At 44.5% G+C, this 13027-nt stretch carries 14 protein-coding genes; 8 read left to right on the top strand and 6 right to left on the bottom strand.

Annotation, left to right across the window (positions count from 1 at the left end):
• Window positions 1-25: 25 nt before the first annotated feature.
• On the bottom strand, window positions 26-652 hold the full coding sequence (msrA, locus tag G3W54_RS01720; protein ID WP_244627808.1) for a peptide-methionine (S)-S-oxide reductase MsrA: 627 nt from the start codon (window positions 650-652) through the stop codon (window positions 26-28).
• Between the two features lie 129 nt (window positions 653-781).
• On the opposite strand from msrA, the gene G3W54_RS01715 reads away from it, so the two are divergent.
• On the top strand, window positions 782-1882 hold the full coding sequence (locus tag G3W54_RS01715; RefSeq protein ID WP_162651429.1) for a ribonuclease I: 1101 nt from the start codon (window positions 782-784) through the stop codon (window positions 1880-1882).
• A gap of 5 nt (window positions 1883-1887) precedes the next feature.
• Here G3W54_RS01715 and G3W54_RS01710 read toward each other — a convergent pair whose 3' ends face one another.
• The 3 genes from G3W54_RS01710 to G3W54_RS01700 all read right to left on the bottom strand — a co-directional run bounded on the left by G3W54_RS01710 (window position 1888) and on the right by G3W54_RS01700 (window position 6054).
• Window positions 1888-4269 (bottom strand): DUF1217 domain-containing protein, encoded by a 2382-nt coding sequence (locus tag G3W54_RS01710; RefSeq protein WP_162651428.1) that lies wholly within the window; start codon window positions 4267-4269, stop codon window positions 1888-1890.
• Between the two features lie 176 nt (window positions 4270-4445).
• Window positions 4446-4589: a hypothetical protein gene (locus G3W54_RS01705; protein ID WP_162651427.1), complete on the bottom strand. Its 144-nt coding sequence runs from the start codon at window positions 4587-4589 to the stop codon at window positions 4446-4448.
• Between the two features lie 322 nt (window positions 4590-4911).
• The gene (locus G3W54_RS01700; RefSeq protein ID WP_162651426.1) at window positions 4912-6054 is read right to left on the bottom strand and encodes a YHYH protein; all 1143 of its coding nucleotides are present in this window, start codon (window positions 6052-6054) and stop codon (window positions 4912-4914) included.
• A 251-nt stretch (window positions 6055-6305) separates the two neighbouring features.
• Between G3W54_RS01700 and G3W54_RS01695 the strand changes: the two genes are divergently transcribed.
• From G3W54_RS01695 to G3W54_RS01685, 3 genes are read left to right on the top strand one after another with little or no spacing between them, the layout of a single operon-like run.
• Window positions 6306-7790: an ATP-binding protein gene (locus tag G3W54_RS01695; RefSeq protein WP_162651425.1), complete on the top strand. Its 1485-nt coding sequence runs from the start codon at window positions 6306-6308 to the stop codon at window positions 7788-7790.
• A 7-nt stretch (window positions 7791-7797) separates the two neighbouring features.
• Window positions 7798-8481 carry a response regulator gene (locus G3W54_RS01690; protein ID WP_162651424.1) on the top strand — a complete coding sequence of 228 codons (684 nt, stop codon included), beginning with the start codon at window positions 7798-7800 and terminating at the stop codon, window positions 8479-8481.
• On the top strand, window positions 8471-9088 hold the full coding sequence (locus G3W54_RS01685) for a DUF6434 domain-containing protein (RefSeq protein WP_162651423.1): 618 nt from the start codon (window positions 8471-8473) through the stop codon (window positions 9086-9088). The genes G3W54_RS01690 and G3W54_RS01685 overlap by 11 nt, the downstream gene beginning before the upstream one ends.
• 37 nt (window positions 9089-9125) lie before the next feature.
• Here the strand turns inward: G3W54_RS01685 and aqpZ are convergent, their stop codons facing one another.
• Window positions 9126-9815, bottom strand: coding sequence for an aquaporin Z (gene aqpZ / locus G3W54_RS01680; protein ID WP_162651422.1), 690 nt, complete (start codon window positions 9813-9815; stop codon window positions 9126-9128).
• Between the two features lie 250 nt (window positions 9816-10065).
• On the opposite strand from aqpZ, the gene G3W54_RS01675 reads away from it, so the two are divergent.
• The 4 genes from G3W54_RS01675 (at window position 10066) to gcvA (ending at window position 12706) form a co-directional block, all read left to right on the top strand.
• Entirely contained in the window at window positions 10066-10227 is a 162-nt protein-coding gene (locus tag G3W54_RS01675) for a hypothetical protein (protein WP_162651421.1), read from the top strand.
• Window positions 10228-10458: 231 nt separating this feature from the next.
• The gene (locus G3W54_RS01670) at window positions 10459-10716 is read left to right on the top strand and encodes a YjhX family toxin (RefSeq protein ID WP_162651420.1); all 258 of its coding nucleotides are present in this window, start codon (window positions 10459-10461) and stop codon (window positions 10714-10716) included.
• A gap of 201 nt (window positions 10717-10917) precedes the next feature.
• Window positions 10918-11331, top strand: coding sequence for a hypothetical protein (locus G3W54_RS01665; RefSeq protein WP_174244200.1), 414 nt, complete (start codon window positions 10918-10920; stop codon window positions 11329-11331).
• Window positions 11332-11776: 445 nt separating this feature from the next.
• The gene (gene gcvA / locus G3W54_RS01660) at window positions 11777-12706 is read left to right on the top strand and encodes a transcriptional regulator GcvA (RefSeq protein ID WP_162651419.1); all 930 of its coding nucleotides are present in this window, start codon (window positions 11777-11779) and stop codon (window positions 12704-12706) included.
• Between the two features lie 83 nt (window positions 12707-12789).
• On the opposite strand, the gene G3W54_RS19335 is transcribed toward gcvA, so the two are convergent.
• Window positions 12790-12915, bottom strand: a complete 126-nt coding sequence (locus G3W54_RS19335; RefSeq protein WP_256366909.1) for a hypothetical protein — start codon at window positions 12913-12915, stop codon at window positions 12790-12792.
• Between the last annotated feature and the right edge of the window lie 112 nt (window positions 12916-13027).

Raw genomic sequence — 13027 nt, 5'->3', positions numbered from 1 at the left:
CTAGGCCTTTGATTTGCATAATTTTCTAGTGGTCAACGCCAAGGTATGCTTGATCACCCCAGAGTTTTTTTACAGTTTGGTTGCGACCACAGCGAAAACGATAATATTTATAACGAACAGGGTTTTTCTTATAGTAATTCTGGTGATATCCTTCGGATAACCAAAATTTTGAGTAATCACGAATAACAGTCGCAATTGGCTGGCCCAATGCATCTTGCGCTTCAAGCTTTGCGGCATTAGCTGCTTCTAATTCGGCTTCATCGCTGGTAAAAATTGCTGTTGTGTAGGCATGACCGCGATCGCAGAATTGGCCACCTGGATCCGTTGGATCAACAGTGCGGAAAAATGTTTTTAACAGTGAAGCATAATCAACGACAGATGGATCATAGTCGATGCGCACGGCTTCAATGTAATCAGGATGGTTTCTATAAGTCGGGTTTTCAATTGTGCCACCTTGATAACCGGATTCAACTTCCTTGACGCCCTTAACATGTTCGAAGTCTTTTTCGATGCACCAGAAACAACCACCTGCAAAATACGCAGATTTAGTTTCGGCAAATACCGTTTGACTGGATAAAGCTACGCCAGCAAAAATAGCTGAAGCGAGAATTCCGCGCATAAGACGGTGAGGGCTGTTTGATTTCAAACTCATCATGTAATCCTGTTTTTATCAAGTTTTTCAACGTTGATGTTGATATAGCAATCTTTACGCACGGAATGAATTGACAGATTTGCACAAAAGCGTGAGCCTTGCGTGTGTTGATGCCATTTTGGAGATGAGATGCGCCCGTTCCCAGTTAAGTTCCTTATGTTCGTTGTAACTTCTATGATGTTGCTTGCTTCAAGCTTACATGCGCCTGCGAGCGTTAAAACAAAGGGCTTGTTTGAAGCTGTGGCAGAATGTGCGGCCAACAAAAAGCTGCGTTCGGATAATCCGGGCGAGGTGATGGTTCGGATTGGCGAAATTTATCAGTTGATCGCACTTAACAGTCAAACTCCGACGCATTATCAGGTGATCATACCCAATGCACCAGTGACCACGAACCGCTGGGTGGCGGCAGAGTGCGGTGTCATTGCACTTGATGATGCAGGCATGGCAGCAAAAATTGAAGTTCCGAAGCCAAAATCGCAAAGTCAGAAGCATACAAAAATTCTCCAACCAGCTGAGAGTGTTGGCGAGATTGAAAATCTTCTTGCTTTAAGCTGGTTGCCGACATTTTGCCTCAGCGAAGATGGTAAGCGGGCAAGGGAGTGTAAGCGGCTTCGTCCAAGCGATGTGTATGCCACACAGTTTTCCATCCATGGTCTATGGCCCAATGATCTTGATGATAAGGCACTTTATCCCTGTTACTGTCATCTTGACAGGCCGTTGAAATGCAACGCGCGGCGAAAGGCATTTTCATCCATCGATATCTCGAAAGACTTACGAAATGAGCTGCAAACCAAAATGCCGGGCATTCAATCGGGGTTTTTACATCGCCACGAATGGACCAAACACGGTACTTGCTATGAAAAGTACAACACAAATGCCAGCAAGGGCGCGGATGCGCAGGAATATTATCGCGATACTGTTCTTATGCTCGATCAGGTGAATGATTCAATTGTAGCCGAGTTATTTCAGAAAAATGTCGGCAAGTTCCTGAGCGACGATGCGATCTATGGTGCATTTGATAAGGCTTTCGGGCAGGGGGCATCAGATAAAGTCTTTATCGATTGCAAACGTCATAATGGCGAACGGCACATATCTGAACTGTTTATAGGCTTAGGTGGTGAGATTACGCCCGATAGCGATATCGCACCGCTGATCAAAGCCTCACCATCACGCTATGATTATACCAATAAAACAAGCTGCAAAAGCGGACGCGTGACTGCTGTTCGGTAGCTTAGCTAGCGGGCGCGATATTGAGCAAAGCTTGCAAGAGCTTCTGCGCTAAATGATGTTGAACCATTAAAGACTCCCAGTATGGGATCGGGAGCGCCGTTTTCAATGTCATGTAGCGCTAGAAATTTAGTGACAAGTTCCCTTATCTTTTCAGGTTTTTGTAGATCTTCAGCCTTAATGTAGCGCTCCATTAGAGCTTTTTGTGAATCAAGGCTGCCGGATGCCGTCTCTGCCGGAATTGAAAGAGCTGTCCGTACGAAATCGCCCAAAGCTTTATCTGCAAGAATTTCATAAAGCGACGAAATTGTTGGTGCTTTACGTTCAAAATAAAGTGCTAAACGCGCGCCAACACTATCCACTCCGGCTTCCTCTTCAATCGATTGCGTGATGTAAAAATTTTGCGTCTCTGCTAAGCCGCGGTTGTTTTGGACGCCGTTTGTTTTGGTCGAAGCGACTGAGCCATTTTCGTTGAAGTTAAAGGAGCCAAAGATCTTTTTGTAACGGACGTCTGTTTGCTGATTAAGAAAACTCTTCGGGTCATTCTGGTCAGACATCAAAAGTTTTTTGAGGAATTCAGGCTTTAATTCATCTGGCTTTAATCGTTCGGATTTAGCAAGGAAATCAATTAGTTTTTGATTTTTTACAAGATCATCTAGCGTGTCGATTTTGGCAATTTCTTCACGATAGTATTTTACGTCTTCATCCACCTTTTCTTTAGTTGATTTTGTGCTGTCAAAGCGCGTTAGTTCCACATAATAAGCCTTGGTTATACGTGTTAACTCATTTTCTGATTGGGCTGATCTAGGTGTCGTAATGTTACCTTTTGCATCAAAATTGAATGCCTTAGCCAATTGCCTAAGTCGATCATCACCAGATTTGTTTACAAAACTTTTAGGGTCGCCCAGATCACTGGTAAAAACTGCTTTCAACTCTCTTCGAGTTAACTCGTTTTCACCGATGCCAAATGCTGTAAGCGCAAAGCCTCTCACGCGTTTAGCTGCTTGAAGATCCGATAAAAAATCATCCAGATCAGCTGCCAGTGGCATATTACGTTTAAATTCAGATATGAGGGACGCATCTTTTTCGGCATCAGAACTGTTATATCTTGTTAGGTAGCCATTGGTTGTTGTAGTCACATCTGCTGGGTCTTGTGCTGTTTTTCCAGCTATCACATTGCCATCGACATCAAAATTATATGATTTGACCAGATTCTGAATTTTCTCTGGCTGAGCGAGAAAATCTGCTCCTGTAGGATCTGTTGCATATTGAGAGAAGGCCGTGCGGAGATCCGAATCTTTATATAGTAAAGTTATATCGAATGAGTTAAGCATAATGGTGCGTAATCGACGATCATAAATCAGATCATTCAGATCGTCGATCGTAGCCATTTTGTCTTCATAATATGTCTTGTTTATCAAGGCCGTGGAATATGTTAGTCGTGGCTGGGCCAAGACATACTTTTCCTTTACTTCTTTGAGTTGGTCTTCATTTTGCGCAGATGCATTAGCTGCTATTGAACCGTCGCTTTGAAAATTAAATTGGGCGGACATTGCGATGTATTTATCAGCTTTATCAATGTAAAGGTTATACTGGGCTATCTGATAATCGACTTTTCCAAGTCGTGTCACATCAGCAGGATCAACGGAATTTGTCTGCCGATCGGCATTGAGTTTTGCAATTAATGCGGAGCGTTCGGCATAACTGTCAGTAAGAGCATTATTCCATGTTACAGATTTTTCGACAAACTCCTTATAGACATAACTCTCGGTGTCGGTGGGGTCGCTTGATAGAACTTGTTTCGTTGTTTCATAGTCAAAGGTGGATGGATCAATGCCGTATCCCTCAAAGATGTAATCCCGGATCCGTGGGTATTTAAAAATATCATCTACATTGGTGATTTGCGACATCACAACATTGTAGTAGCGATGTTCTTCTTGAATGTTTTTGTTTATGTTCTGGATCGAGGCGGTGTATGTCCCGATGAGATCATCACGCTGCTGCTCGGTTTGCACTGTTTTTGACTTCGCCGTGATGCCAAAGTCAAAGGCCGCCGCAAGTTCCTTATAGCGTACATCGTCAAGACGGTTTGCAAAGCTATCAGAATCTGTAAGATTACTTTCAAGAACCTTTTTGATTAGGCCTTTCGCATAGGTCATTTCTTCAAGGCCATAGGCTTTCATTGCGTAGTTATAAAGCCTGTCATCATCCATAAATTCCTCAACGGTGTTTATGGTTTTGATTGTCTCGTTATAGTAGGCCGCTTCTCGCGAAATAATGCTGTCACCAGCAATGCGATTATATGTTGCGATCTTATCTCGCGTATAAAAGTTATAACTCTCGAGGCTCGAGATCATATCAAGGTCACTCTCACAAAAAAATCCAGCCACGGAATCAGGTTCCGAGCGAGGAAATTATAAGAGTTGCTGCTTGCCTCAAGCTTTTGTGAGGCTAGCCGTATTATCAGTTCAGATGTTCTTTAAATGCATCAAACGTTAATGCTAATAATTCTCTATAATTTAGGAAAGGTCATCAGCCACTATATGGTGGCTGGTATAAGCAGCCGTTAGCTGAATAGTTTAGATGCGAGCAACAAGCCGCCCAAAACTGTAGTGGTGATAAGAAGAGCATGCATCGTTACTGCTTGCGAATTTTCCTTCGCAGCTATTGCTTTAGCTTTTGCAGTTTTTTGTTGGTTTAAACGAGCCATACTCAATCTCCTTAATAACCTATTCTGATCATATTCTTATGTAAGTTGCAAGCTGCGAATTACAAGATAGTAAAGAATTTAAGTCAGGCAAGGGTGGAGTGTCTAAGCACTAAAGCACGGGGGCGTGGCTTGTACTCAGACACTCCTTGGCCGGTTATAAACAATCACATTAAACTGCCGGCCAATTCGGGTGGTTCTATTTGGGTGCTGGCTAGAGCTGAATGCCATAAAGCCTAGCCAGCACCTTGAAGGGCTTGGATGAATAATCGAATAGCGGTTCGATTAAATGGCGGTCCAAGCCAATTTGCGTCGCGCTCAAAGTTTAGCGGTTGGGCCGACAGGCCTTTTGCTGGTCGGGTGTTAGAACGCATTGGCCGATTAAATTTCCGCGCGGGGTTTGAAACGAGCAACTGTTGCCAATAGATGCAGATGCGCAAGCTGATATTGCCTGCTGCGGTGGCCCGCGCCTGCCGCCATTGTTGCTTTGAGCAAAACGGCGGTTACCTTGCTGCCTGCTTCGCGCATTTTGGCCCTGTTGTTTGCCAAACAAACGTTGCAGAAAATTACCTTTTCCTTGCCGTTCGTTTCCGTTTTCCAATGCAGCACTTTGATCGCCGCCGCCTCGCTGGCCTCCTTGTTGCCTGTTAATTTGATTTCGTTGTTGATTTCCTTGTTGATTGCTGGCGACACCGCGTGGGCCAGAAAAATCGGACGAAACCGTGCCAAATGCGCAGCGCGGGAAGTAAGGGTATGTGTCGGTGGCAAAGTATTTATACTCGCCATTGACTGTCGCACCGTTACACTCATCCAGTGACCCAGAGCCTGCTACATATTCAAAGTCCTGATTATAGGTGCCATCATAGGCACCACCGGGTGCAGAAGGGCGGGTGCCTTTTTTCAATTGCCAGCTTGATGTTTGTTTTGAGCCCACATAGTGAATGCCATGTCCATCGGCGGCATAGCCGATCAGAGTGCCTTGCGCGGCATTCATGATGGATTTTGATGGGCCGTGATAGTGATAAAGACCTCTATTATCTACATGGGCATTGTTTCGGTCTAAGCCAAGCGTGTTGCCGGGCCCCATGCCATCCAGGTTCCAGCCTGATGAGCGATCACGGCTATGTCCACGCGGTGACGATGCGTCATACCAATCTGCGGTTCCGGGGCGAATTGTAACACCGTTGAGCGTAAAGCCTGTTGAACCGCGTAAATCTTTGGCCTGTGAACCTTTACTTGGTGTCATTGTCACGCACAGTTTGGTATTTTGCGTGGAGATAAAATTTGGATTGCCTTTATTGGGGAACTGACCGATCGAATGATCGGGGATGCCATTGGATTGAATGCAGCGCTGACCATTGCTGGTTGTGATTTTGACTTGATTGGTGGCGCTGATTGCTTTGGCAGTTAATGCGCCAACTGCGAGTGCGGAACATGCAAGCAATGCGACTTTTGTGTTTTTCTTCATGATATTGCTCCTTTGACTGTTTCCAACAAAACCTAATCAGGGGTAATCATGTTTTGTTGTTGGCATTCAATTTGGCATGTGAGCATGATGGGAGTTTGCAGGAAATGTGGAGCGAATGTGTAAAAGGACGTAAGATGCACGCGGTATTACCGGTAAAACAAAGTTATTTGCTTCATTCTTGCTTCACATTTATCGATCACAATTTCGACGTAATTTGGAAAAAGCCTGAACTGGTATAGAACACCTTCAAGATGTGGAAAAAATTATCAATAGGTAAGAAACTGTTTTTCGCCATGATGACAATTGTCATTGTGGTGATTGCGTTTGTGGCGTTTTTGCTGACGCTTTCTATGCGGTCCGGATTTGAAAATTATGTGCTGCAAGCCGAGTTTGATCGCTTTGGTCCGGTGATTGACAAGCTGGTTGAGCGTCATGACGCCGCTAATCCTGCATGGCCGGATCTTAAGGACAATAGGCGGGCGTTTAATAGGTTGGTTCGCAGTGAAGCTCCGCGCAATGACCCACCAGCAAGGCCACGCCCGAAAGCACTTAATGAAAATAGTCAAAATAATACTGGCAAACGACGTCCACCAGCCGATCCATTGCAGTTAAACTCGCGGTTGGCGCTGTTGAACCCGCAAGGTGATTTAGTCGTGGGTGCAACATTTAATCCCGCTCATGCCTCACAACGCAGGATTATGGGGGTCGATTCAAATGGCAATGCGCAGCTCATAGGCTATCTGGCCCTTGCAAAGCCAACGCGGATTGCGGGTAATCCATCAAACCTTTTTCTATTAGACCAAATTAAGTTCCTTATCCTGACGCTTTTTGTTGCCTTGTTATTGTCCGCTGGTGCGGCTTATTGGTTATCACGTCAGTTTACACGGCCAGTAGACCGTCTGGTATCAGGCACCAAGCGCCTGGCATTGGGTGAATATGACTTGCGGCTTGAGAAAACCAGCGAGGATGAATTTGGCAATCTGGTGGAGCAGTTCAATCTATTGGCGGAGCAATTGGCAGCGCAGGAAGTATCGGAACGCAGATGGATGTCTGATACCAGTCACGAGTTGCAAACCCCGCTGGCCGTGTTGCGAGCCGAGATAGAAGCGTTACAGGATGGTGTGCGAAAAGCAGATCAAAAAACGTTGGCAACGCTGCATCTTTCGGTCACGCGGTTATCTGCACTTGTGAAAGATATCAGTCAACTATCCCATGCAAGAGAAGGTTATTTGGTTCAAGATTGGGAGAAAACTGACCTCTCTTCGTTGGCACTTGAATCTGCCAATAAAGTGCGTGGCATGATTGAAGAAAAAGGACTGACATTGGAAACCGATTTTGCGAACGATCTGGTCGCAGAATGTGACACCATGCGCATTGGCCAGCTCATTGATAATGTTCTGACCAATGCCATGCGCTATACGGCAGCACCTGGTGTGATTAAATTATCGACAGTTAAAGATGATGACCATGGCGTGATCATCGTGGAAGATTCAAACTCACCTCCGCCACAAGAAGCGATGGATAAATTGTTTGACCGCTTCTACCGCGCTGATCAATCGCGCACGCGTTCGGGCAACAAAGTCGGAGGGTCCGGTTTGGGGCTATCGATCTGTCAGCTTATTGCAAAATCGCATCATGGTAATCTAAAAGCCGAATATTCGCCTTTGGGCGGTATGGCGATGGTTTTCCAAATTCCACTCATCCGCAAAGATGAAAAATTGCACAATAAACAGTGAGACCGATATGACAAAGCACATCATGATTGTGGAGGATGAAGAAGCTCTGGCTGAGGTGTTGAAAGATTATCTTGCGCGAAATGATATGCGCGCAACAATCCTGCTCGATGGTCATAATGCGGTCAAACGCATTTTGGAAGAAGCACCTGATCTGGTGATTTTGGATGTTATGCTGCCGGGCGAGGATGGTCTTTCCATCTGCCGCAAAGTGCGTGATAGAAGCGATGTGCCAATCATTTTGGAAACTGCACGGGTTGAAGAGATAGACCGCCTATTGGGGCTTGAACTTGGTGCGGATGATTATATTTGCAAACCATGGTCGCCACGCGAAGTCGTCGCACGCGTTAAAGCCATCTTACGGCGCACATCACGAAGCAATGACGTGGATGAAAGCGTTTCAGAAGAGGGCGGTTTGCAACTGAATGAAGAAAATTGGAGCGTGTCATTTGATAATCAGCTGCTTGATTTTACGCGCCGCGAGTTTCAGCTTCTCTCCATTCTTTACAAGCGCCCGGGCCGTGTATTCTCACGCGCGCAATTGCTGGAGCTTGCATTTCCAGATGATGCGATGGTGTTTGACCGCACAGTTGATAGCCACATAAAAAATATTCGCCAGAAATTAAAACCACATTCGCAAGATGGCGAAATTATTCGCTCTGTTTATGGTGTAGGATATGCATATGACGGATAGCAAAGAAACAGAACGACCTGAAATTACCTCAATTAAATCTGGAGATGAACTACGCCGCTGGTATTGGCTTAAGTCCGACCTTATTGGTTATGCACGCATCCTTGGCGTTAAAACAAGCGGTGGCAAATTTGAGATTTTAGGGCGTATTTCACATTATCTCGACACAGGCGAGAAAGAGCAGAAAATTGCTTCAAAGCCCGAAAGTAAAAGGTCCAAGTTTGACTGGCATAGTGAGGTGCTAACCGCAGAAACACAAATTACCGATAGTTACAAGAACACACAGAATGTGCGTCGTTTTTTTAAGGAACATGTTGGTGTCAGTTTCAAATTTAACATCGAGTTCATGGCGTGGATGAAATCCAATATTGGCCGGACATTAGGTGACGCCGTTAATGAGTATCAGGCCATGAAAACACGAATGAGTGATCCTGATTTCAAATCCAAAATAGAGGATCATAACCAATTCAACTCGTATACTCGAGATTTTCTGGCTGATAATCCTGACACGGGAATGAGTGATGTTCGCAAATATTGGGCACTTAAAACAGGCCTGCCGTCAGATAGTGGACGACATGAATATGAACGTTCGGATCTGGATTTAAAATAGAATAAGCCGCCAACAATGTTGTCGGCGGCCACATTGTCTAGTCGTTGTTCAAAAGCGCCTTCCAAATAATCGCACCAATGGCTGCGCCTACAAGTGGTGCCACCCAGAACAACCACAATTGACCCATCGCACCCGTTTCAGCAAATAGTGCCACCGCTGTCGAGCGGGCAGGGTTTACTGATGTATTTGTCACCGGAATTGAAATCAGGTGAATGAGGGTTAGGCCCAGACCAATGGCAATGGGTGCAAAGCCTGCCGGAGCGCTTTTGGATGTCGCACCCAAAATGATAATCAGGAAAATAGCTGTGAGAACGATCTCTGCGATCAGTGCAGACATCATGTTAAATCCACCCGGCGATAATTCTCCATAGCCATTGGATGCAAAGCCGCCAACACCTGTAAAGTCTGACTGACCAGTTACAATAAGATAAAGCACCAGTGCGCCAAGCGCACCGCCAGCCAGTTGCGCAATTGTGTAGGGAACAAAATCCTTCCACTCAAATTTACCAGCAACAGCAAGGCCTAGTGATACGGCGGGATTGAAATGACCACCCGAAATGCCACCCACTGCATATGCCATTGTTAAAACTGTAAGGCCAAACGCAAGTGAAACGCCCATAAAGCCAATGCCAACATCAGCAACCCCAGCGGCAAGTACGGCACTACCACAGCCGCCAAAGACCAGCCAAAATGTTCCAAATAATTCCGCTGCTAGTTTATTTTTCATGATTATCTCCTTTAAGTCCCATGAAATTTGAAAATGTGAGATAAACGCCTCTTGGCAAATAGTAAAAACGCATTTGAGTATTGTGCTTATAAGACTAAGCAAACAGAAAGATGATTTTAAAACTCAGTTTCGTTACGAATCGATCACTCTTAAATTGTATCTGATTTTAATGTTAAATCCACATTCTCTCCACAAAGGGCACAAACCAATTCCATGTTTAACCATCATGATAGAGTTAAAGGAGTTCATGATGGAAAAGCGTTCGTTCCCCAGTGTATTTGTAAATGTGTTCGCAGCTGCAAGCATCATAGCAATTATTATGCTTATTACTTTAGGCAGTTTTTCCCGCCTGCAACAAGGTGCAGAGCATACGCAAACCATGATTGGCAATGAAATTAATGATCCCTATTGAAATGAAAATACTGTGAGTTTCTGTCTTGCAAATTTAAAGCTATACAGATATTTTACCTGCACCTGAGGCTCTTCTCAGGCTACGGAGTTTTTATGTACCACTCAAATGAGAATGTGCGCTAACGCCAGTTCCGGCGTTTAGGGACATTGTAATGTGAACTGAACTGAATGCCCAAAATAAATCGGGTGTTTGGCACGTTCCTTATGTTCTACATAAAATTCGAGAATTCCATTGAATATTTCAAAATATGAGCAACGTGTTTTACACGTTTTGGCCCAGGGTGGGGCCATTGATTATGTGCGCAATAAAAGCGGCAAAATCACTGAAATCACTTGTTACACCAGAGAAGGCTATGTGCTGAGCGATTGCACACTGCCAGTATTTATGCGCCTCAAAAAACGACGCATGATTAAGTCTGTCAACGGCAGACCTTACAGGATTACCCGGCTCGGAACGACATCTGTGCACGGGCAGCTTGATAATCAATAGGGTGAAATATCTGACCTTCAAGCCGTTATATTTTATCGGGTTTGATGTGTCGGTTTTCAGGAAAAATATCACCACCGGAATATCTGATTTCGGTGGTGATTTTCATGTCTCCAAAAAAATGAAAATAATTTTGAATAAAACAAAGACCCGGTGCGTAACTGTTTTGTAGCTGGCAAATGCTGGCACCTAAATTGGAGAAATATGATGATAAACAAAGCACTTAAAATTGGTACACTTGCAGCACTGGGCGCATCTGTGCTCATCCTTTCAAGCAACATTTCATTTGCAGGTCACCACTTAGCAAGTGAAATCAAAAAAGCTGAAACATCAGTTGGCACAGTTCTAACCAATGCGGAAGGTCTAACGCTTTACACATTTGATAAAGATGAAGCGGGCAAATCCAACTGCTACGATAGTTGCGCAACCAATTGGCCACCAATGCCTGCAGAAGCGTCATCAAAAGATGAGGGCGATTTCACCGTGGTTAAACGTAAAGACGGCACATTCATGTGGGCACATGATGGTCAGCCACTTTATACATGGGTTGGCGATAGCGCTAAAGGTGACGTAACTGGCGATGGCGTGGGCGGTGTCTGGCACGTTGCCAAGCCGTAATTTGCTGCCAAATTATACAATATGAACAACCAAAAGCGGAGAGTTGGTCTCCGCTTTTGGCTTTTGGTGGTGGGGCTTAATACTCATTTCCATTTTCTACTAAAGGTCCATCCTGAAGGGCATTTCTATTCGGGATCTATCTAGTTTGTGAGCGGCGTTATCATGAGAAATTCCAATATCTTTCAGTTGGTAAGCATTTAGTTCTGCAATTCCATCGCGCTCACGTTTGGCTTTCCCTCGTAATTCGAACATGTTCAAGATAACTCGAATTTTGAGTAAAAAATCGTTTAAAAATAAGATATTATAGTGAGAACTTGTTCTGTATTTCATTTCAACATCTTTCTCAATTATGATTATTTGATATTCAAAATGCCTAATTATAAACTTGTTCGCAAAGCATCATTTCTCTATAGTGCATTAGAATTTCTCATGCGCTTGGTGTTTTATGTCCAGAAAATTACCCTCAATGAACGCGCTGGTTGCCTTCGAAGCAGCAGCGCGGCACGAGAGCTTTACAAAGGCGGCAGAAGAGCTTTTTGTCACTCAGGGAGCCATTAGCCACCAGGTCAAAGCGTTGGAAACGGAGCTGGGTCTGAAACTGTTTCATCGACGACCGCAACAGTTGGTTTTAACCAATGTGGCGCGTGATTATCTGATTGTTGTGAGAGATGCGCTGGACCGTATCGCGACAGGAACAAACACTCTGATTAAGCGCCAAAGTTCCGGTGTGTTGACGGTGAGTATGCCACCAAACTTCGCATCCAAATGGCTGGTTCATCGCCTAGGGCGCTTTGCTGAACTTTTTCCGCAAATTGACCTCCGCATAAGTGCATCAGAACATCATATTGATTTTGCGCAGGTAGATGTAGATCTGGCTGTAAGATATGGTGTTGAAGCTGAATTAGGTTACAAATCAAATTTGCACTTGACCAAGCTCTACACAGGAGGCGTGTTTCCGATCTGTAGTCCCAAATATATGAGCGGTGAACACTCTTTGAATGACATTAACAATCTTAAACACCAGAAGTTACTTCATTTTGAAGATCGTAAGGATTGGCTAAGGTGGTTAAATATTGCGAGGATTGAAGACGTCGATGTTTCTCATGGTCCGGTGTTCGATCAGGTCAGCATGATCATAGATGCGGCGGTTGAGGGGCAGGGCATTGCCTTGGCACGGGGTGGTCTTGCCACACGTGATCTGATTTCAGGACAACTTGTTCGTCCATCAAAACTAGCATTGAAAGTTGAGTCCGCCTATTGGATTGTATGTCCACCAGCAACAGCTAATCTTCCCAAGATTGAGTTGTTTCGTAATTGGCTTTTACAGGAAGCTGCGCAGGATGAAGCAAAACTTGCCAAGCTATATTCGGAATAGAAGATCAATCATCTAAGGTAACCTTACATCACTGTAGATCGGTTCCATTTCCAATTTTTAGGTTGATAGGTTTGTTCTCCAAATTACGTCGTTTCTGACGACTGCTTCATCGCGTCTGCGATTTGGACTAATCCAGAATGTATTGCACCGCCAATGATGCATGAACCTACAATTATTCCGACGAACAGCAAAATTGATCCAGTTTCCATCCATATTCTCCTTTCGTAAAATCTCATATATTTGTAGCAACATTGCGCATGCGCACAAGCAAATGTTGGGGTACAATAATGCACTCATTCGAACTTGATCTAACTCAATGGG

The sequence above is a fragment of the Lentilitoribacter sp. Alg239-R112 genome (genome assembly GCF_900537175.1).
Lineage (GTDB): Bacteria > Pseudomonadota > Alphaproteobacteria > Rhizobiales > Rhizobiaceae > Lentilitoribacter.
This window is presented reverse-complemented; position numbering and strand designations above follow the sequence as displayed.

Coding starts and splice junctions, on each gene's coding strand:
- msrA (WP_244627808.1), bottom strand. CDS start 652: ATGAGTTTGAAATCAAACAGCCCTCACCGTCTTATGCGCGGAATTCTC.
- G3W54_RS01715 (WP_162651429.1), top strand. CDS start 782: ATGCGCCCGTTCCCAGTTAAGTTCCTTATGTTCGTTGTAACTTCTATG.
- G3W54_RS01705 (WP_162651427.1), bottom strand. CDS start 4,589: ATGGCTCGTTTAAACCAACAAAAAACTGCAAAAGCTAAAGCAATAGCT.
- G3W54_RS01700 (WP_162651426.1), bottom strand. CDS start 6,054: ATGAAGAAAAACACAAAAGTCGCATTGCTTGCATGTTCCGCACTCGCA.
- G3W54_RS01695 (WP_162651425.1), top strand. CDS start 6,306: ATGTGGAAAAAATTATCAATAGGTAAGAAACTGTTTTTCGCCATGATG.
- G3W54_RS01690 (WP_162651424.1), top strand. CDS start 7,798: ATGACAAAGCACATCATGATTGTGGAGGATGAAGAAGCTCTGGCTGAG.
- G3W54_RS01685 (WP_162651423.1), top strand. CDS start 8,471: ATGACGGATAGCAAAGAAACAGAACGACCTGAAATTACCTCAATTAAA.
- aqpZ (WP_162651422.1), bottom strand. CDS start 9,815: ATGAAAAATAAACTAGCAGCGGAATTATTTGGAACATTTTGGCTGGTC.
- G3W54_RS01675 (WP_162651421.1), top strand. CDS start 10,066: ATGGAAAAGCGTTCGTTCCCCAGTGTATTTGTAAATGTGTTCGCAGCT.
- G3W54_RS01665 (WP_174244200.1), top strand. CDS start 10,918: ATGATGATAAACAAAGCACTTAAAATTGGTACACTTGCAGCACTGGGC.
- gcvA (WP_162651419.1), top strand. CDS start 11,777: ATGTCCAGAAAATTACCCTCAATGAACGCGCTGGTTGCCTTCGAAGCA.
- G3W54_RS19335 (WP_256366909.1), bottom strand. CDS start 12,915: ATGGAAACTGGATCAATTTTGCTGTTCGTCGGAATAATTGTAGGTTCA.